Source organism: Tateyamaria omphalii, from assembly GCF_014651375.1.
In the GTDB taxonomy this organism is placed as follows: Bacteria; Pseudomonadota; Alphaproteobacteria; order Rhodobacterales; family Rhodobacteraceae; genus Tateyamaria; species Tateyamaria omphalii.
In genome coordinates this window covers 154,938-174,633 of sequence record NZ_BMWT01000003.1, presented here as the reverse complement: position 1 = coordinate 174,633, position 19,696 = coordinate 154,938, and the positions used below count along the sequence as shown (strand labels likewise).

Annotated in this window: 23 protein-coding genes; 9 read left to right on the top strand and 14 right to left on the bottom strand. The window is 59.0% G+C overall.

All coding sequences use genetic code 11. The features are described from left to right. Positions 1–57 precede the first annotated feature (57 nt). Both otnC and otnK read right to left on the bottom strand, forming a co-directional pair. Entirely contained in the window at positions 58–708 is a 651-nt protein-coding gene (otnC, locus tag IE087_RS11520) for a 3-oxo-tetronate 4-phosphate decarboxylase (protein ID WP_189369497.1), read from the bottom strand. Beyond that, the gene (gene otnK, locus IE087_RS11515; RefSeq protein ID WP_189369496.1) at positions 705–1,937 is read right to left on the bottom strand and encodes a 3-oxo-tetronate kinase; all 1,233 of its coding nucleotides are present in this window, start codon (positions 1,935–1,937) and stop codon (positions 705–707) included. Before otnK ends, otnC begins: the two co-directional genes overlap by 4 nt. Positions 1,938–2,119: 182 nt before the next feature. Here otnK and IE087_RS11510 point away from each other — a divergent pair, with 182 nt between their 5' ends. Continuing rightward, entirely contained in the window at positions 2,120–3,247 is a 1,128-nt protein-coding gene (locus IE087_RS11510) for a beta-ketoacyl-ACP synthase III (RefSeq protein WP_189369495.1), read from the top strand. A 32-nt stretch (positions 3,248–3,279) separates the two neighbouring features. Here the strand turns inward: IE087_RS11510 and IE087_RS11505 are convergent, their stop codons facing one another. Further along, on the bottom strand, positions 3,280–5,586 hold the full coding sequence (locus IE087_RS11505) for a calcium-binding protein (RefSeq protein WP_189369494.1): 2,307 nt from the start codon (positions 5,584–5,586) through the stop codon (positions 3,280–3,282). A gap of 189 nt (positions 5,587–5,775) precedes the next feature. Then, a complete protein-coding gene (locus IE087_RS11500) occupies positions 5,776–6,357 on the bottom strand; it encodes a thymidine kinase (RefSeq protein WP_189369493.1) in 582 nt (193 codons plus the stop codon). Between the two features lie 425 nt (positions 6,358–6,782). Here IE087_RS11500 and IE087_RS11495 point away from each other — a divergent pair, with 425 nt between their 5' ends. Next, the gene (locus tag IE087_RS11495; protein WP_189369492.1) at positions 6,783–7,238 is read left to right on the top strand and encodes a hypothetical protein; all 456 of its coding nucleotides are present in this window, start codon (positions 6,783–6,785) and stop codon (positions 7,236–7,238) included. Further along, positions 7,225–7,944, top strand: coding sequence for an arsenical resistance protein ArsH (gene arsH / locus IE087_RS11490; RefSeq protein WP_189369491.1), 720 nt, complete (start codon positions 7,225–7,227; stop codon positions 7,942–7,944). Before IE087_RS11495 ends, arsH begins: the two co-directional genes overlap by 14 nt. 49 nt (positions 7,945–7,993) lie before the next feature. Here the strand turns inward: arsH and IE087_RS11485 are convergent, their stop codons facing one another. From IE087_RS11485 to IE087_RS11460, 7 genes are all read right to left on the bottom strand, one after another. Continuing rightward, complete coding sequence (locus IE087_RS11485; RefSeq protein WP_229801357.1) at positions 7,994–8,971, bottom strand: glycerophosphodiester phosphodiesterase family protein; 978 nt, start codon at positions 8,969–8,971, stop codon at positions 7,994–7,996. A 10-nt stretch (positions 8,972–8,981) separates the two neighbouring features. Further along, entirely contained in the window at positions 8,982–9,107 is a 126-nt protein-coding gene (locus IE087_RS23680; protein ID WP_268244646.1) for a hypothetical protein, read from the bottom strand. Between the two features lie 229 nt (positions 9,108–9,336). Beyond that, the gene (locus IE087_RS11480) at positions 9,337–10,287 is read right to left on the bottom strand and encodes a 2-hydroxyacid dehydrogenase (RefSeq protein ID WP_189369490.1); all 951 of its coding nucleotides are present in this window, start codon (positions 10,285–10,287) and stop codon (positions 9,337–9,339) included. Then, positions 10,287–10,625 (bottom strand): tRNA-binding protein, encoded by a 339-nt coding sequence (locus tag IE087_RS11475; RefSeq protein WP_189369489.1) that lies wholly within the window; start codon positions 10,623–10,625, stop codon positions 10,287–10,289. Before IE087_RS11475 ends, IE087_RS11480 begins: the two co-directional genes overlap by 1 nt. After that, on the bottom strand, positions 10,618–11,430 hold the full coding sequence (gene proC / locus IE087_RS11470; protein WP_189369488.1) for a pyrroline-5-carboxylate reductase: 813 nt from the start codon (positions 11,428–11,430) through the stop codon (positions 10,618–10,620). The genes IE087_RS11475 and proC overlap by 8 nt, the downstream gene beginning before the upstream one ends. 29 nt (positions 11,431–11,459) lie before the next feature. Next, entirely contained in the window at positions 11,460–11,960 is a 501-nt protein-coding gene (locus tag IE087_RS11465; protein WP_189369487.1) for a type III secretion system chaperone family protein, read from the bottom strand. Between the two features lie 437 nt (positions 11,961–12,397). Then, on the bottom strand, positions 12,398–12,718 hold the full coding sequence (locus IE087_RS11460) for a hypothetical protein (RefSeq protein WP_189369486.1): 321 nt from the start codon (positions 12,716–12,718) through the stop codon (positions 12,398–12,400). Positions 12,719–12,832: 114 nt separating this feature from the next. Here IE087_RS11460 and IE087_RS11455 point away from each other — a divergent pair, with 114 nt between their 5' ends. Then, positions 12,833–13,957 (top strand): Hint domain-containing protein, encoded by a 1,125-nt coding sequence (locus IE087_RS11455; protein ID WP_189369485.1) that lies wholly within the window; start codon positions 12,833–12,835, stop codon positions 13,955–13,957. Between the two features lie 216 nt (positions 13,958–14,173). Here IE087_RS11455 and IE087_RS11450 read toward each other — a convergent pair whose 3' ends face one another. After that, positions 14,174–14,497, bottom strand: a complete 324-nt coding sequence (locus IE087_RS11450; protein ID WP_189369484.1) for a hypothetical protein — start codon at positions 14,495–14,497, stop codon at positions 14,174–14,176. Positions 14,498–14,703: 206 nt separating this feature from the next. Then, complete coding sequence (locus IE087_RS11445; protein ID WP_189369483.1) at positions 14,704–14,943, bottom strand: accessory factor UbiK family protein; 240 nt, start codon at positions 14,941–14,943, stop codon at positions 14,704–14,706. A gap of 96 nt (positions 14,944–15,039) precedes the next feature. Here IE087_RS11445 and lgt point away from each other — a divergent pair, with 96 nt between their 5' ends. The 5 genes from lgt to IE087_RS11420 all read left to right on the top strand — a co-directional run bounded on the left by lgt (position 15,040) and on the right by IE087_RS11420 (position 19,098). Continuing rightward, a complete protein-coding gene (gene lgt, locus IE087_RS11440) occupies positions 15,040–15,936 on the top strand; it encodes a prolipoprotein diacylglyceryl transferase (protein ID WP_189369482.1) in 897 nt (298 codons plus the stop codon). Beyond that, positions 15,933–16,994: a class I SAM-dependent methyltransferase gene (locus IE087_RS11435; RefSeq protein WP_189369481.1), complete on the top strand. Its 1,062-nt coding sequence runs from the start codon at positions 15,933–15,935 to the stop codon at positions 16,992–16,994. Before lgt ends, IE087_RS11435 begins: the two co-directional genes overlap by 4 nt. Beyond that, entirely contained in the window at positions 16,991–17,746 is a 756-nt protein-coding gene (gene pgeF, locus IE087_RS11430; protein WP_189369480.1) for a peptidoglycan editing factor PgeF, read from the top strand. The genes IE087_RS11435 and pgeF overlap by 4 nt, the downstream gene beginning before the upstream one ends. A gap of 235 nt (positions 17,747–17,981) precedes the next feature. After that, a complete protein-coding gene (locus IE087_RS11425) occupies positions 17,982–18,122 on the top strand; it encodes a hypothetical protein (protein WP_189369479.1) in 141 nt (46 codons plus the stop codon). 226 nt (positions 18,123–18,348) lie between these two features. Beyond that, positions 18,349–19,098, top strand: a complete 750-nt coding sequence (locus IE087_RS11420) for a Hint domain-containing protein (RefSeq protein ID WP_229801356.1) — start codon at positions 18,349–18,351, stop codon at positions 19,096–19,098. Positions 19,099–19,113: 15 nt separating this feature from the next. On the opposite strand, the gene IE087_RS11415 is transcribed toward IE087_RS11420, so the two are convergent. Beyond that, positions 19,114–19,614 carry an Lrp/AsnC family transcriptional regulator gene (locus tag IE087_RS11415; protein ID WP_189369478.1) on the bottom strand — a complete coding sequence of 167 codons (501 nt, stop codon included), beginning with the start codon at positions 19,612–19,614 and terminating at the stop codon, positions 19,114–19,116. Between the last annotated feature and the right edge of the window lie 82 nt (positions 19,615–19,696).

Below are 19,696 nucleotides of genomic sequence, written 5' to 3'. Positions count from 1 at the left end.
GCGGGTCGGCGTAGGCACGGCGGCCTTTGGCCTTGATTCCGTGCTAGAACGCGTCGCTCAATCATCCCACGCCACGTCAAACTTGGTCACCACCGCCCGGACCTGATCTTCGGTCAGGCCCTGCGGCTGCATCCCGCGCGTCATCAGCGCCAACCGTGCGGTGTCCTCGAGTTCTTCAATGGCATTGCAGGCGGCCTCCACATCCTTGCCCGCAACCACTGGACCATGATTGGCCAGCATCACCGCTGACCGCTTGCCCGCGAGGCCCCGTACGGCCTCGCCCATTGCCGGATCACCGGGCAGGAAGAAGGGCAAAAGCTGCACCTTGCCCAGCTTCATGATGCCATAGGGCGTGAGGGGCGGCAGGAAGTTGTCCGGGTCAGCCCCCGGCAGCATCGACAGCGCAACCGAGTGGCAGGAATGCAGATGCACCACGGCCCCGGCAGTGTTGCGCGTGTCGTAGAACGCCGTGTGCAGGGGCATTTCCTTCGTCGGTTTGTCACCTGCCACATGAGCGCCCGACGCATCGAACCGGCTCAGCCGCCCCGGATCAAGCCGCCCAAAGCTGGTGCCCGTAGGCGACACCAACAGCCCGCCATCCTCTGTCCGGGCCGAGATGTTGCCGGTCGATCCGTGCGTCAGTCCTCGGTCGAACAAGGACTTGGCAAGCAAGCATATCTGTTCGCGCAACGCGCTTTCTTCACTCATGCCTGCAACACCCGATCCGCTTTTTCAAAGAAATCCTCGGCCCCGAAATTCCCCGACTTCAACGCCACAACCAGATCAGGCCCAGCGCGCAGTGCGGGCACGCCGGGATCAATCTCTGGCCCGATGTCGAGGGTATCAAGCGCCAGCCCCTCGACCACCGCACCGGACGTCTCGCCCCCCGCCGTGATGATCCGGGTTGCCCCGCCGTCGCGCACCGCGCGCGCCACATCGGCAAAAAAGCCCTCCAAAGCCTCTGCCGACCGGTCACGGCCAAACTGATCCTGCACCTGTCGCACCACCTCCGGGTCGGCAGAGGAATAGAGCAACGGCACGCCGTCCTGCGCCAAGGCCCATGCCGCCGCATCACCTGCGGTCAAGCGCCCCTCGATCACATCGGCCGCCACAACCTCTCGCGCGGGATGACGGGCGGCATGATAAGCGACCTGCGCCCGCGTCGCGATTGAACAAGAACCGGACAAGGCAACGGCCCGGCCGCCCTGCCCTGTCCACGGCACGGCACCGGCCACACAGCCAAAGTTCGCAGGCAGGCCCAGCGCCACACCCGACCCGCCGGTGATCAATGGCAAATCCCGCGCGGCGGCACCGATGGCGCGCAAATCCTCATCCCGGATCGCGTCCACCACGATATGACGCTTGCCCGCCTCATGCTCGGACTGCAAAGCACCACGGATCGCATCCGCGCCCGCAAAGACCGAAGCAGCCGCCACGTGCCCCACGTCATAACGTGTCTGCGGAGCCAGCCAGCGGCGCAAGTCCGGATCAGTCATTGGCGTCAGCGGATGCTTCTGCATCCCGCTTTCACTCAGCAGCACATCGTTCACAAACAGATGCCCCTGATACACTGACCGCCCCGTGCCGGGAAAAGCTGGGCATACGATGACCTGATGGGCATCCAACGCGTCCGCCAGCGCATCTGCAACAGGGCCGATGTTACCTTCGGGTGTGCTGTCGAAAGTCGAACAGTACTTAAAGAAAAACTGAGTGCACCCCTGCGCGCGCAGCCAGTCCAACGCCTCGAGCGACTTCGCCACAGCCCCAGCCGGATCAATCGAACGGGACTTCAACGCCACCACGCCTGCGTCCACGGACGGATCGGCATTGCCTGCGGGCACGCCAGTAAATTGCGTCGTGCGCATCCCCTCCTTGGCCAGCGTGTTGGCCAGATCGCTTGATCCGGTGAAATCGTCCCCGATGCATCCCAGTTTCAACGCGCCTCTCCCTTCGTTTTGCCGCACGAAAGCACTGGCACAGCAGGAATGGCAACCCCGGCGGCATATGACGCCAAAATTTCGGGATTTCCGCAACGGCGCACCCCTCCGTCCCCCTTGCGAACAAGGGCGCGGCACCTGTAGGTTCACCCGACATGCGACAAGCCTGAAAGGGGCGCACCTTGGCCTTCACTCCTGCGATCACCGGCACGGGCGTCTTCACGCCAGAGCAATCCATTTCCAACGCGGAATTGGTCGAGGCTTTCAACGCATACGCGGACCTCTACAACACCGAACATGCCGATGAGATCGCGGCAGGCGAGGTTGAGGCCAAGGATCACTCGTCCGAAGAGTTCATCGTCAAAGCCTCGGGCATCGAACGACGCTATGTCATGGACAAATCCGGCGTGCTCGACCCCAAGGTCATGCACCCCCTGCTGCGCCAGCGCAGCGATGATGAACCGTCGATCATGGCGGAAATGGCCGTCGATGCGGCCAACAAGGCGCTGGCCCAGGCGGGCAAGACGGCGGCGGACGTGGATGCGGTGATTTGCGCGGCATCAAACCTCGAACGCGCCTACCCTGCTGTCGCTATCGAAATTCAGGAACTTTTGGGGATTCAGGGCTTTGCCTTTGACATGAACGTCGCCTGCTCCTCGGCCACCTTCGGCATCCAGGCAGCGGCGGATATGGTGCGCTCGGGCTCCATCCGGTCAGCGCTGGTGGTGAACCCGGAGATTTGTTCGGCCCACCTCGAATGGCGCGACCGCGACTGCCATTTCATCTTTGGCGACGTGGCAACGGCCACGCTGATCGAACGGGCCGAGGACGCCACCGGCGCCTACTTCGAAATTAAGTCGACCCGCTGCGGCACCGCATTTTCAAACAACATCCGCAACAACAACGGCTACCTGCGCCGGTCCCGCCCCGACGGGCTGAAAGACCGCCGCGACATGCAGTTCATGCAGAACGGGCGCAAGGTGTTCAAGGAAGTGCTGCCCATGGTCAGCCAGCACATCGCAGGCCACATGGCGGATGAAGGGGTTGAGGCATCGGACCTCAAGCGTCTCTGGCTGCATCAGGCCAACAAGACAATGAATGACTTCATCGGGAAAAAGGTGCTGGGGCGCACACCGGAACCCGGCGAACAGCCCAACATCCTGCAGGACTACGCCAACACCTCCTCGGCCGGATCCATCATCGCCTTTTCCAAGTATTCCGGCGATCTGGGCGACGGGGATAAGGGGATCATCTGTTCGTTTGGTGCGGGCTATTCCGTAGGCTCTGTTTTGGTCGAACGGCACGGGTAAGGCACCCGAGCACAGTGTCCGTTGACGACGGGCTAAAACACAAAATCTCCGACCCCGAGGGAAGACACGGAAACACCAAGCAATGTGATTGAATTGCCGCCACCATCAAAGATGACGGCATCTCCGATTGAATTCTGCGTGACGTGATCTGCAATCAGGTCATCGAAATCCACAATGGCAACCACAGAAGAAAAGTCGATCCGCTCATACGCGTTGGCTACGTCAAAATCAGTGATCGTGTCGTTGCCAAACCCATCCGCAAACACAAACACATCCGCGTTAAAGTTGCCGGTAAGAAGATCGTTTCCGGCACCGCCAGTCATTGTATCAAAACCGGCACCGCCATAGATGGTGTCTGCGCCACCTCCCCCATCAATGCTGTCATTGCCACCGCCGCCAAAAATCCGGTTGGCAGATGCGCCATTCACAATGGTGTCGTTGCCGGCCTCTCCAAACAGACCACCGGCGCCACTGGTGTCAGTCAAAAGGTCATTGCCAGAACCACCAAATAACCGGTCCTGTCCTGCGCCACCATCAAGCGTGTCGTTGCCAGCTTCGCCATAAAGATTGTCTGCATTGGCACCACCATAGACCAGGTCATTGCCAGTGCCTGCACGGATCATGTCATGGCCCGCGCCACCATCAATGGTGTCTGCACCATTCCCAGATCGGATTTGATCCTCCCCGGTGCCGCCAAGGATACTGTCGTTCCCGAAACCACCGTCAATGATGTCCTGCCCCCCGTCCCCGACAATCGTGTCGTTTCCAGAATTGCCAATCAACGTGTCGTTGTTGGCTGTACCCGTCAATGCATCATTGACTGCATTCTGATCATCGCCAAACAGCAGAACGCCATTGCCATTGTGGGTGATGACAACCTGAATGAGTTCGTAAGGATCCAGTGTCACGTTCAGAACATTGTCCGTCGCCAGTCCAAGATCGGCCCGGTCTGACAGCGTTATCCGCGCCTCGACATTTAACGCATCCGGTGCCTGCCCCGGTACAGCAGTCATTCGCGTTGCATTGACAGCGATGCCATTCGATAGAAAACCGGACAGATCCATATTGAGATCAAAGGAAATGCCCCTGCCCGACACGATGTATATGACGGTTTGTTGCGCGCCCGAATAGGCAAAAGTGTAGCCGCTTGCGACAGCAGAACCGTCCACCAGACGGATATCATTCTGATTGTCCAGCAACTGCGTGCCCTGCAGCGACTGGGACATCATTCGAAAGATGTATCCGGTCGGTGTCAGGCTCGTGCTTGGTAAATCAACCGAAGCGGGGCTTTCACGTGAAAGGGTTGAATATGCGGAATTCTGCACTGTCCAGATGTTGGCCAGGTCCACGCCTGCTTCCATCATTTCCGCAAACACGCGCAGCACCGATGCATTGCGTTCCATCCCCGTCACGGATGTACTGCTTTGCCCCACATTCCATTCCGTGACAGCCATCTCAAGCGCGTCCGGATCACCATCCATCCAGGTATCAATCAGGCTGGTAAAGCGGTTGTCCAACCCGCCACCAATGGCCAACGGTTGGGATGATGCGCCATATCCGTGCACCACAACGCCATCAATCAGGTCCGAGACGTCGGGTGCGCTGACGCCGTTTGCGATCAGTGCATCTAAGATAGCATCAATAAATATCTGGTTTTGCTGGTCCGCAGTAGCCTGGTTTGTGCCGTTTGACCCTTGCGCGAGGATCACCGGGTCGGATGCCAATTGACCTGTGGCCGTCAGCTCGGTGACCACGTCATTGATCCACACGGCGATTTGCGCCTGCAGCGCACCAAACTGCGCGTCAGTCCAGTCATAGTCTGCGTTGTAAAACTCGTTGCCAATCTCGAGGTGGCTTATCGTTGCGTTGCCATACACTCCAGACAGCAGATCTGTGAGGAATGCCTTGATCTCCTGCTCTGCCCCAGGCGTCAACAAATTGGTTGTTCCGACAGCATTCGCATTCAAATAGCGGAACGTGGGCAAAACGAATGACACGCTGGCAACTTGCGCGTCCGCGTAGTCGAGAAAGTCGCTCAGGCCGGTTGCAATATCACTCCTGGCAATCTCTCCGTTTCCATTGACTGCCCCGATCAGGTTTTCAAAGTCTTCGCCCACCCGGTCTGGATCGGTCAGATCGAAGTATCGCTCGGTTATCGTGCCACCGGGATAGCGCAGAACACCGAAATCAAACTGTTCCGAAATGACCTGGTAGTCAGATCCTGAAACCACTTCGTCCCGCGCAAACAGAAAGTTCGTCCCAAGATGAGCGTTGGTGATGGTACCGCCTAGGGTGCCTAAATTGCTCTGTTGAAAAAAATTATAGAACACGGTGGGCATCAAACAATCCTCCAAAGCAACTAAAGGACACTAAAAACATACGGTCGAATGCGGCTGAGCATCTTCTCATGCCGACAGCAACAATACTGGGAACATGTGTCAAAACTAGTGAAAGACCGGTGTTGCACCAAAGGAAATCGGTGGGTTTTTAGTTACTTTTGACGAAGCCGAAGAAGGAAATCGTCGGGTTCAACCGTCCCCGACAGCGTCGCGCCAATGTTTGCGACACAGCGAGACGTAGGTCTCGTTCCCGCCAATCTGTACCTGCGCGCCGTCCGTGATAGTACGGCCCTCGGCATCCTGCCGGATCACCATGGTCGCCTTCTTTCCGCAATGGCAGATTGTGCGCACCTCGCGCATCTCATCAGCAAGAGCCAGCAACGTGGCGGACCCGGGAAAGAGCTTGCCGCGAAAGTCCACGCGCAATCCGTAGCACATGATCGGCAGGCCCAAATCATCCACAGCCCGCGCCAGCTGCCACACCTGGTCTTCGGTCAAGAACTGCGCTTCGTCGACAAAAACACATGCGACAGGCCCCTCTGCCTGCCTTGCCACAAGTGCTTTGAACAGATCATCGGTGCTGGTGAACGTGTCGGCCTCTGCTCCGATCCCGATCCGCGATGCGATGCGCCCCGCCCCGGCCCGATCATCAAAGGACGCGGTCAGCAGATAGGGTTCCATCCCTCGCTCCCGGTAGTTGTGGGCAGCCTGTAACAGCACGGTCGACTTGCCCGCGTTCATGGTGGAGTAGTGGAAATAGAGCTTGGCCATGCGCGGCTGCATAATTCGGCTCGCATGTCTGGGCAAGACCAGGTGGGTGCAAGGGCCGCGCGCATGATCTTGTTGCCTGCGTCGCACGCCCCCGCACCGCTTCGGCACTGGGTGACAATGGGATGGGCCGTGGGTGCTCGCGCGCCCGACTTGGGGATGATGCCCCTCCCGATACACTAAACCTCCGACGGATCTACCACCCCTGCTGCCGGTCAGACCGGCCTGTCGCCCCCACGGGACAGAAGATGTGGCAGACCCCACCCGAACCCGGAACTTGGGGGCACCGGGTACTTGTTACATCCCGAAAACCTTTGGGACGCTTTTAAAAATGACATTTCAAAGCTAGACGATTAATGGGAAAAGATCGGCCAAGTTCCCCCGCTCAGGCGGTTGAACTGAGGCGTTACGTAGTAAGGGGCAGACTCATGACCGTTGGCAGCTATTTAAAAAAGCACACTGAGTCGCTGGTAAAGGATGTCGGCATCGAAGCGGCATGCAAACTGACCGGAAAGTCCAAAGCGACCCTGGGCCGGTACTATTCCGATAACGAAGAACACTCGGACCGCTTCATGCCCGTCGACGCGGTGATCGCACTAGAAGAAGCGGCAAGCTACCCCCATGTCACCGGCGCACTGGCCGAACTACAGGGCATCACGCTCAGCCACGATGACCGCCGCCCCAACTCGGACCGTCCTGGCGGCGTGAACTCGGACGTGATCGCACTCAGCCAACGCTTTGCCATGCTGATGACCGAATACCAGCAGTCGATCGAAGATGGCGTGATCACGGTCAACGAAGCCAAGCGGTTGCTCAAGGAAACGACCTTGCTGCAGCAGGTTCTGATCGACATGAAACTGCATCTCGAGGATGAAAGTGCCTGACGATCTTCCGGCCCTCGTGGCCGAGGCATTGCCGCAAATCGATACGGGCGCCCTACGCGCACCTGATGATCCGGGCCATCCCCCGCGCATCCTGCTGCTTTACGGGTCTTTGCGCGATGTGAGCTACTCTCGCCGCGCAGCCGAGGAATCGGCCCGCATCCTGCGCCACCTCGGTTGCGAGACACGGATATACGACCCCTCCGGCCTACCTCTTGTCGATGATGCAGAGGCGGATCATCCCAAAGTGGTCGAACTGCGCGATCTGGCCACATGGTCCGAAGGCATGGTCTGGTCCAGCCCGGAACGCCACGGCGCCATGACCGGCCTGATGAAAACCCAGATCGACTGGCTGCCCCTGTCGCTCAAGGGTGGCATCCGCCCCACCCAGGGCAAGACACTGGCCGTCATGCAGGTGTCGGGCGGATCGCAAAGTTTCAACGCCGTGAACCAGATGCGTATCCTCGGGCGCTGGATGCGGATGGTCACCATTCCCAACCAGTCCAGCATCGCGAAGGCATGGCTGGAATTCGAAGACGGGCGCCTGCCCGAAGGTCCCTTCTACCGCCGCGTGGTGGACGTGATGGAAGAGCTGGTGAAATTCACGTGGATGGTGCGGGGCCGCAAGGACTACCTCGTTGACCGCTATTCCGAACGGGTCGAAAGCGTCGAAGACGTGCACAAGCGGGTGTCACTGAAAAAGCTGTGACGCGGTCAACGCATAGCCAACCTGGGCGAGACGCAAATGCGTCACATGCCTACTGTCTGGCCTCATTCAGCGGACCAATCAATTCGATCCGGTTGGTCCACACATAGCCATCAAAAGCGTCCGGTACCTTTGCAAAGCTGTCCGCGTCATCAATCCCGCTGGAAAAACCCGACCCGTCATAGGCACCGGCCAGAATAACATCGGTTCCCACTGCTTCCAGCCGACGGGTAAAGCGATGCGGCCACCCCCACATAAAGCTCGCATAGTTCTGCGGAACCATAACAATCGTATTGCGGCAGCTTTCCGGAACATAGCTGCTCCAACCCAATGCGAGGTATCGAACAAGGCAGTCCTGCAACCCGGCCTTGTCAAACCCGCGCAGGTCCGGAACAGCCTCCAGCGTTTCCCGCGTCGGTCTCTGCCCGCCATAGACACCATAGACCTGCCCGCGCATCTCTGGCCGTTGCAACATCTGCGCAAGCGCCACGCCTTCCTTTCGACGACGGCTTTTGAAATTGATCAGGAACTGTCCATCCATGGCCTCTGCGAACACCTGGTCCAGCGAAGGAATCGCACCAATCGATTTTCCCCGCATGGGATAGGTGCCGGTGCCGTCATCAAGTCCGTAGCCGATATCAAGAGCCTGAAGCGCCGCAAGGCTCTGTTCATGTGTGACGCCCGCTCCGTTGGTGCGGCAGTCCACCGTCCAATCGTGGAAAACGGCGAACACATCATCGGGTGTCAGATGAATATCGATCTCAACAACATCCGCACCAAGGCGGAATGCCTCTTGCATGGAAGGGATCGTATTCTCGATGAAAGCATGCTCAATCGGTTCAACAGGCGAGGCGTGGCAAGCATCACCCGATTTGTCGGATCCAGTGTAGATGTGGTGAACCCCGCGATGCGCAATCACGCGGGTCTGGTGCTGATCAACCCCGGCAACAAAGAGCGACGTGTTCGCCGCCCACACGCCCAGGACCAGAAGTAAAACCACACTGGCAAGTCGTTTCATTATCCGCCGCATGATCCGGACATTAGAGCCCGTCCCAACGTGTTGAAATGCCGAAATCAAGCCTGTCAGCGCCGACAGCAAGGATACGCCGAACCGCCATCCAGCCCGCACGAATGGTGGGCCGCAGCTGGACGATGTACGGCCTCACCGTCACGGCTTCCGACAGCGGTTTTTTTGATGCAACGGCGATCAGTGCAGAAATGGCCGTGCTTTTTTCGAAGCTTGCCCGCCGTCGGGAAGCAGGATGCGTCGCGCGTGGTTAAAATCGTCTTTCCTGACCGTTCGGCAGACAACCGACTGATCGCAGGCAAAGAAACGACAAAGGTAAACAACGGGCAAAGCGACCGTACCCCTTGTCCCCGCGGGGACAAATCACCTTAAACCGCGTTTGGCAGCGGTTCTCCGTCCAGAAACGCCGCGATATTCTCCACCGCCATCAACCCCATCGCCTCTCGCACCTCAAGCGCGGCCGTGCCCAGATGCGGCAACAGCGTGACGTTGTCCAAGGCCCGCAGGGCGTCTGGCACCTGCGGTTCATGTTCATAGACGTCCAGCCCCGCCCCTCCGATGGACCCGGCTTCCAGTGCCGCTATCAAAGCGGCCTCATCCACCACGTCCCCACGTGCGATGTTGACCAGATGCGCGTGCCCCTGCATCGCTTCCAAGACTTGCGCACCAATCAAATGGCGGGTGTCCGTCCCCCCAGGGACAGCGACAACCAGCACATAGACGGACGCCGCAAGGTCGGGCAGTTCCTTGACCCGCTCCGCCGGGAATCCGAGGTTCTTCTGGGACCGGTTGAAATACGCCACGTCCATGCCGAATCCAAAATGGCACCGATGCGCAATCGCCTGCCCGATGCGCCCCATCCCGACAATGCCAACCCGCTTGCCGGTCACGTGCAGGCCAAGCATCTGCGTCGGATGCCAGCCGGGCCACGCGCCCGCTCGCACCAGCCGCTCACCCTCTGCCGCACGGCGGGCTGACATCAGGATCAGCATCATCCCGATATCCGCCGTCGCATCTGTCACGGCTCCGGGCGTGTTGGTCACTGCGATACCCTTGGCCTGTGCGGCGCTTGCATCAATATGATTGTACCCGACACCAAAGTTCGCCAGCAGCTTGCAACGTGGCTCGGCAACATCGGCGAACACGTCAGCCGAGAAAGCATCCCCCAAAGTCGGCAGCACCATATCGAAATCTGTAAGCGCGCGTCGCAACTCCTCCGCCGTCAAAGGCAGGGTCTCGGTCCGCACCTCGACATCGCATCGGTCTTGTGCGGCCCGCACCACGCTGTCCGGCAAAGGGCGTGTGATCCAGAGTTTCATCAATGCATCCGCCCACCGACAGGGACATCCTTGTCGGGTGTGGCCAGCACGATATCACCATTGTCATCGGGGAACCCGAGGACGAGAACCTCGGACATGAAAGGCCCGATCTGGCGGGGCGGGAAATTCACGACCGCCATCACCTGACGGCCCACCAGCGCGTCGGGATCGTAGTGCACCGTTACCTGCGCCGACGTCTTGCGTTCCCCCAGATCACCACCGAAATCCACCCACATCTTGATGGCCGGCTTGCGCGCCTCCGGGAAGGGTTCAGCCCGCACCACACGGCCCACACGGATGTCGACCTTCATGAAATCATCGAAGGAAATCTCAGCCAAGAGACAGCTCCTTGGACCGCTCACTCGCTGCTTTAACTGCGCGCGGTAACAGACTGGGGAATCCGGAATTTTCATCCATCAGCACCTCTAGCGCCGCCTGCGTTGTCCCATTGGGACTCGTGACATTAACGCGCAGTTGAGCCGGGTGTTCCGCTGCTTCCATGGCCAAGTGGCCGGCCCCCGCAACGGTGGCTTTCGCAAGCTGCATCGCCAACTCCTCGGGCAAGCCCTGTGCCACACCGCCTGCGGCCAGCGTTTCGATCAGGTGAAAGACGTAAGCCGGACCGGAACCGCTGACGCCGGTGACTGCATCCATCTGCTCTTCGTTTTCGAGGCGCACAACGTCTCCCACGGCTGACAGCAACATGTCGGCCTCGTCCAGCGCCCCCTGACCGGCATCGTTGGCACAGATGGCCGTGATTCCCCGGCCAACGGCGGAAGGTGTGTTGGGCATCGCGCGGACGATGGGGCTGGCGATGCCAAAGACCTCTTCAAACGCCGACAAGGGCGTTCCTGCGGCCACGGACACAAACACGGTGTCGCCCCCGCCAAAGGCCGCGAAGGCAGGCAAGGCGTCGCTCATCAGCTGCGGTTTCACCGCGACGAGAATGACGGCCGGATCTGTCGGCAAGTCCGCGTTCACGTGGACGCCGGTTGATTGCACCCATGATGATGGTGCTGGGTCCTGGACCCAGACCGAAGTGGCGGGCAGGCCCCGTTCGAGCCATCCGGCGAGCATCGCCGATCCCATATTGCCGCAGCCCAGAAGCACAAGGCCCCGGGCTGCAATCCGACTGTCTTTCATGAAATCCCCCGTTTGCTCAGGGGCGCAGATTAGGCGCGGCCATAGGCCTCCGCAATAGCGACTTGCATTGCATCTTTGGGTGTCCGATCCCCCCAGACCAGAAGCTGCAAGGCGGGGTAATAGCGCTCGGCGCTCATCACCGCCGCGCCGATCATGGTGTCGATCTGATCGGCGCTGGCCATCTGGCCGCCCGACAGCACAAGACCGTAGCGATAAACCATCAGCTTTTGCTCGGCCCAATAGGTGAAGGACCCCGCCCAGCACTGATCATTCACGTGGTTCAACAGTTCATAAAGACCGCCGAGTTTCTCCTCTGGCGGCTCCATTTCGAAGGTGCAGACCATGCGGAGCGTTTCGTCATAGCCGGACCATGCAAGCGTGATGGAATAGGTGCGCCACTGCCCTTCGACGGCCATTGCGATCTGGTCGTCGGCGATGCGGTCGAAATCCCATTCGTGGTGTTCGGCCAGATGCTCGACGATATCGATAGGATGAATCTCGTCTTCCAGGAACTGCTCGGAAAGTGCCATGGTGCCACCTCTTATTCGCTAGTAGCGCGGGGGGCTGGCAGCGCCCCAAGCGCTAGGTGCCTGCTCTAGAAACCGGGGCGATCCCCCGTGCCTCTACAAGATATGGTGACGAGGGTGCGGCCATCTGGCAACCCTTTATTTGGGGGTAACCGCAATAAGTTGGGGATATGATGGATTCAGGGGCAAGATGGGGGAGTTGGGTGAAGGCCCCGCAACGACCGATGGTTGGTTGGTCGGAATGGCAGATGCGTGAACGAAACCAGCTGTGGTTTCAAGTCGCTGATCAGACTGGGACCAAGCCATAGGCGCCATTCCGACACAAACCTTTTAAGCGCTAATTGATACTGAGAGCGCGTGGATTGATGATGGTGAAAACTTGAAATTGCCTGACGGCACCAATGGAGAGTCCGGTGATCAACCGCAATGAACCTGGCTCATCAAGAATCTGACCCATCTGCCTCAGCATCAAAAAAAGCATCAAATGCACGACGCGCCCTTTTTGAGGTAACCCGCACATAGTTGCGCGTTTTGCCCGAGAACTCTGGAATGACACTTTCGAACTCTGCCGCGTCTTGGGTGGACAAAGCCAACGGCGCATCTCCGTTATTCCCAAATTCTGTCTTTTCCTCACTGGTGAATATCACGGCAAAGACCAAATCCGATGCCAAAGTCTCAACGACAGTTGTTTTCGCTTCGACACGCTTCAGAGGTTCCGAGAGAGCGTTGCGCGTCTCCCTTGGCATCAAATAGGCTGCCATATCTTTTTCCTCATTGTTTCCCAATCGACCACAAACGCGTCAAATTGTTTCCACAACTGATGCGCGAATCATGTTAACCATGTCCATTGTTTTATCAACGTGGGGGCGTTTGTAATGCCATTGGTTTTGGATTGGGCGACCATTAGAGCGCCCTCAGCAGACGATGTGGTCATAACGGATGGCACAGATTCGGTAACCGTCGATATCGATTCCGACAATCCAATTGGACGAGGAGATTGGATTTTCAACCGAGGGGCTGGGGGCCACATTTCAGCCGCAAGCAGTTTTACAACTGATCCACGGACTTCATCCTTTTCATTCGATGCACCTGTTGAGAATCTGAGCTTTGAAATCTTTGATGTCGACGCTGTCGGCACGGTGTTTCAGGATACTGTTCAAGTGCTTGCGTTTGACGCAGACGGAAATTCCGTTCCGATAACGTTTTCCGACCTGGAATCGTATCATGTGTTGGATGATGCAAACACGGTTCGCGCAATCGGCGCATCAAGTACTGCATACAACACAACAGGTGCGCCTGACTCGGTTACTGTTACAATCGATCAACCGATTGTTCGTCTGGAAGTGTCTTTCCTCAGAGCCCCCGGGACGTCTCGGACGGGTCAAGTTGGCATCAGCGATATTACCTTTGACGTCGTTTGCTTTGTGCATGGAACTCAACTCCTTACAAAAAGCGGGCAGATTTCAGTTGAGGACATCAAGGTTGGAGACCTGATCGTCACACGGGACAATGGTTATCAAAAAGTCAGATGGATAGGCTGCAAGTCCTTTTCGCGCTTCGACATTTTGGAGAACCCCCATCTTGCCCCGATCCGCATACGTGCCGGTGCACTTGGTCCAAACAATCCTGAGAATGACTTGCTCGTTTCACCACAGCACAGGCTTCTATTGAGCGGTCCCAACGCAGAACTGATGTATGGAAGTTCAGAGGTGCTGGCGCCTGCCAAAAGCCTTGTGACCGATCAAAGTGCAGAAGTATGCGAACCGGATGCTGTCCGGTACTACCACATCCTATTCGACCAACATGAAATTGTTAATTCGGAAGGTGCGTGGACAGAGAGCTTTCACCCAGGGTCTTTTGGGCTTGGCATATTGGACGAAAAGCCACGGTCCGAACTACTGGAGGTCTTCCCTGAACTCGGGGCGTTCGACGGAAGCTATGGACCCGCAGCGAGACGATCGCTCACTGTCAAGGAAGGTCAAATACTGCTTTCAAGCTAGCGGTAGCCGCCTCGTTCTTGTGGTTTGAGGGGGCACGGCTGTGCAGGTTCGCTCGCAACCTCAGCGCACCGGTCCCTTGATCCTCGGTCATCATCGACGCCATCGGCATGAGCCTCAGGGTCGATTGAGGCCACTATACGGCCCAAATCGAGGACACGTGAGGCCAACGATCCGCAGCATACACGCATGACCATCGCGCGGCACGTCCAGTGTCGTTCAGAATTTCTCGCAGCCTTCAAAGCCTTCGCTGTCCAGGAAGTCCCCAAAATCCAGTGCGCGCGCGTCGCCGATTTGCAGGACAAGGTTGAGGGAGGCGGCCTCGACCCGGGTGCCGTCGTATTCGTCATTGCAACGGTACTGCGTGGACCAATCGCTCCAGCGGACGTCAAAAACCGTGCGGTCATCGCGTTGGCGGTAGAAGTAGGCGCGCACGCTGTCCTTGGCGACGACGTAGCGCCCGTTGATCACGATCAGGTCCGCCATGGCGCTCGTCGCCAAAAGCGACAGGGCAACCGCAAGGGCAGAGGTTTTGAAGGACATGTCGGATCCACTTCTTGGGCTGTTGGTCACACAACTCTCAGAGAGTTTATCACGGTATCGCCTTTTGCCCAGCGTGCAGCACGTGTGACTGCCCCAGATGACCATGCAAGTGTACACGCAGATTGAACGCGTGGGGCCATGCATCATTGGCCAACAAAAAAGCCCGGCGAAGGCCGGGCTTTCACTGTGTCGCGAATGTGGAAGGCTTACTTCCCTTCAAGCGCCTCAATACGGGCCTTCAGCGCTTCGTTCTCTTCCCGCGCCTTCTGCGCCATCGCGCGCACGGCGTCGAACTCTTCGCGCGTGACGAAATCGCGATCCGCCAGCCAGCGGTCCATCATGGATTTCATCGCCGTCTCGGCCTCGTCCTTCGCGCCCTGGGCCACGCCCATCGCGTTGGTCATCAATTGCGAGATGTCGTCGAAAATCTTGCCGCGTGCTTGCATGATGTCGTGTTCCTTTGAAACCTGTTGCCTATATGGGCACAGACGTGGGGCGAGGCAAGGTTGACCTGCCCTCCAAGCAGAGGCATTGAGACGCAGATGACAGGCGCACTCCCCTTCCCCGACATCTCACCCGAGATCTTTTCGATCTCGCTTTTCGGCATGGAACTGGCCCTGCGCTGGTATGCCTTGGCCTATATCGTGGGCATCATCATCGGTTGGCGGCTGGTGGTGATGGCACTGAAAGCCCCGCGCCTGTGGCCGAACCAGACACCGCCGCTGAGCCCCGGCCAGACCGAGGATATGCTGACCTGGATCATTCTAGGTGTCCTGTTGGGGGGGCGTTTGGGCTATGTACTGTTCTACCAGCCGGGGTCGTATCTGAGCGATCCGCTCTCCATCATCGCGATCTGGGAGGGCGGGATGTCCTTTCATGGCGGTATGCTGGGCGTGATCCTCGCGTTCTGGCTGTACACCCGCCGCCACAAGCTACCTCTGCTGACCACTGCCGATGCGGTGGCAATCGGCACACCACCCGGTCTGCTCTTGGGTCGGATGGCGAATTTCATCAATGCCGAGCTGTGGGGGCGACCGACCGAACTGCCCTGGGGCGTGGTTTTCCCCGGGCAGGCCGCGCAATTCTGCCCGGAAATAGTGGGAGCCTGCGCGCGGCATCCGTCGCAGCTTTATGAGGCTTTCCTCGAAGGGTTTGTCTTGCTCGTCGTCCTGCTGTGGATGGCGTGGCGGCGGGATGGGTTCAAAAAACCCGGCCTGCTGACAGGCGTGTTCCTGGCGGGCTACGGCATCAGCCGGTTCCTTGTTGAATTCGTACGTCAACCGGACGCGCAGTTCATTTCCGAGGGCAATCCGCTGGGCCTTGCATGGCACATTGGCGGCTATGGCCTGACCATGGGTCAGATCCTGTCGCTGCCGATGATCCTGCTTGGCCTGTGGCTGATCACCCGCGCCCGCCGCCGGGTTGCGGCCACGGTATGAACCTGAAGGACGGCCTGATCGCGCGCATTGCGACGCATGGGCCGATCACCGTCGCCGACTACATGGCCGAGGCGCTGCTGCACCCGGTGCATGGCTACTACACCACCCGCGATCCGCTGGGAGCGGCGGGTGACTTCACCACGGCACCAGAGATCAGTCAGATGTTTGGAGAACTTGTGGGCCTGTCGCTGGCCCAAAGCTGGCTGGATCAGGGGGCGCCCGCGCCGTTCACCCTGGCCGAGCTTGGACCGGGACGCGGCACCTTGATGGCCGATATTCTGCGCGCAACTGCGCGGGTGCCCGGTTTCCATGACGCGGCACAGATTACCTTGATCGAAGCATCGCCCGCGTTGCAGGACGAGCAACGCGGCACCCTCGACGGGTTTGACATTACTTATGTGCACGCTGCCGATCATCTGCCCGACGCCCCGCTTTGGCTGGTCGCAAACGAGTTTTTCGACGCATTGCCAGTGCGACAGTTCCAGCGCGATGGCACGGGCTGGCGTGAAAGATGCGTGGGCCTCAGCGACAACACACTGTCCTTCGGCCTGTCGCCCGCCGCCCCGCAAGCCATGCTAGAGCATCGGCTGGAAGACACCGAAGACGGCCAGCTGGTCGAGATCTGCCCCTCGGCGGCGCCGATCCTGTCGGCCATCAGCACCCGGATCGAGACACATGGCGGGATCGCGCTGATCATTGACTACGGCGACTGGCGGTCACTGGGCGACACCTTGCAGGCCCTGCAAGATCACAACACCGTCGACCCGCTGGCCGATCCCGGACAGGCCGATCTGACAGCCCACGTGGACTTCGAAGCACTGACACAGGCCGCCGCCCCCGCCGCTTTCTCCCGGATCACCCCCCAGGGCGTGTTCCTTGAACGGCTGGGCATCACGGCGCGTGCACAGGCATTGGCCGCAAAACTGGACGGTTCCGCACTGGATGCGCACATCGCAGCACATCGACGGTTGACGCATCCCGATGAAATGGGAAACCTGTTCAAGGTTCTGGGGCTTTTCCCAACCGCTGCCGCACCACCGCCCGGACTGGAACGATGACGTTGGAAATTCTGACTGCCGAGAGCCTGGCACCCGTCCGGCACGGATTTTTCACTCGCAAGGGGGGCGCATCCTCAGGCATCTTTGCTGGCCTCAATTGTGGCGTGGGCAGCTCTGATCAAACGGAAATCGTGGCGATCAACCGCGGGCGCGTGGCCGAAGCGATGGGTGTGAACCCTGACAAGCTTGCCGGGGTGCACCAGGTTCATTCCGGAGATGCCCTTCACGTCAAAACCGCCCCCGAGCCAAAACCCAAAGCAGATGGTTTGGTCACGGCAACACCGGGGCTGGCGCTGTCTGTGCTGACTGCGGACTGTCAGCCGGTTTTGTTTGCAGATGCCGAGGCACAGGTCATCGGTGCCGCGCATGCGGGCTGGAAAGGTGCGCAGGCCGGGATCATGGAAGCCACGATTGACGCCATGGTGGCCCTTGGTGCTGCACGCGAAAACATACACGCGGTCATTGGTCCTACGATCAGCCAACGCGCCTATGAGGTCGGGCCCGAGTTCTTTGACATCTTCCTGACAGAGGACCCGGAGAACACCCGCTTTTTTGCAGGTGGGGATGGGGACCGGATGCATTTTGATCTGCCTGGATACGGATTGATGCGGCTGCGCGCCGCTGGCATCGCATCAGCCGAGTGGACGCGGCATTGCACCTATTTCGACCCCGAGCGGTTCTATTCCTATCGGCGGTCTGTACATCAGAAAGACCCCGATTACGGACGCCTGATTTCCACCATCGTTCTGTGATTGGGGCACAAATCGGGCGGACCTTGCCACCCTGCTGTCCCATTGTTTCCAAATCGGGACCAATCAAGCGTCAATCAGGCAACAAACACAGGCCTTCCAGACCCGCCACAATTGTGCATCCGGGTCTTTGAATTTTTCTGAGAAATGTTTCCATTGGCCCCAAACTTGCCCGATTGCGCCGCCATTCTGTTTCTCAACGGGCAACAGACCCAGAGCATTGAGCAGAGGACAGACCATGACAAACGCACGCTTCATCAAATCCGTGACCGACGCCGCCAAGCAGGATGCGTCAAAGATGCCTTGGGCGCGCGGCAAGCGGCGCGAGATGTTTATCGCGAAGCGCAAGGCTGCGCTGGAGCTGCGCAAGTCTGCCTGACATACGAATCGGAATGTGGCAGTTCTGCCCGGTTCCGAGTGAACAATATCTTGAGCGGCGCGCCATTGGTGCGCCGTTCTTGGTTTATATCTCCGATTCTTTGACAATTTGCGGCAATTTTAAGAATTAGGCTTCATAAACTTGACACAAGGACGCGTTCCGTCTGTCGTCGTCGGTGGGGGCCGATACGGATGTGACTGGTACTATACGAGGTTACACTTTATCTATGACGTCCCCTGCTGCCCTGCGCGTACCACGCGCACTTGAAGAACGATTTGCGACGCCCATGGCTCGGCCTGACTATCCTCCACTCCGCACATTCGAGGTTGCGGCACTGCGCGCGGACGGGTCGCGCAGCATTGGCACGTTCAAGGCCCCTGCCCTGCCTTTGTTTGAATCCGCTTTTTCCGCCTTTGCACGTGGCGTGGTGCTTGCCAGCCCCAATGGCGGCATCGCGATCGAGGATTTGCAGCCAGGCGATTGGTTGAACACCTCGTCAGGTGAACCTGCACAGGTGATCTGGATCGGATCATCAAGCTTTGTGCCATCAGACGCCGGGCGCCGCGTGCCCCTGATCCGGATCATGGCCGACAGCTTTGGACAGCATCGCCCCAGTTCGTTCATCACGGTGGGACCGGGCGCGCGTTTGCTGCAAACGCCGCCGCATCTGCGTGGCACAACTGGTGGTCAACCTTTGCTGACGCCCGCATCGGAGTTTGTCGACAATGTGAATGTCATCGAAGTGGTGCCCCCCACTCCGATCCGTCTGTTTCACATCTGCCTGACACGGCACGCTGCCGTTGATGTGGGCGGGATCGAAGCCGAGACTTTTCATCCCGGCATGGGCGCGACACGGAAAGTGACCCACGCGCAGCGCGACCTGTTTCTGTCGATGTTCCCGCATATCGCCCATATGACGGATTTCGGCCCGCTGGCGCATCCGCGCGCACCCGAGCGTGACAGCGTCAGCAATTAGGCGATACCGGACGGCTTAGGCTGATTTCGCCAGCCGCTCTTCCAACACATCGAACGGCACGCCGGGGGAATCCTTGGCTTGCCGGATCACCAGCGACGTCTTGACCGAGGCCACGTTCGGCGTCGTCAGCAACTCGCCCGTCAGGAAGCTTTGAAAGCTGGACAGATCGGGCGCCACGCATTTCAGGATAAAGTCGACCTCGCCATTCAGCATGTGGCATTCGCGGACCAGCGGCCACGCACGGCACTTGTCCTCAAAGGCGCTCAGATCAGCCTCGGCCTGGCTGGCCAGCCCCACATTGGCAAAGACCTGCACCTCGAAGCCTAGCTCGTGACTGTCCACATCCGCATGGTAGCCACGGATGTAGCCGCTTTCCTCAAGCGTGCGCACCCGGCGCAGGCAGGGCGGCGCAGAGATACCGACTCGTTTCGCAAGTTCGACATTGGTCATGCGACCATCGGCCTGCAGTTCTGCCAGAATTTTCCGGTCAATCGGATCGAGTCGCGTGCTCGCCATCAAAGCCCCCGTGATTTTGCGGTTGTTATAACACGCCCGCAGGGACGCGCAATAATGTTTCACGATTGCGCAATTTTCCGAA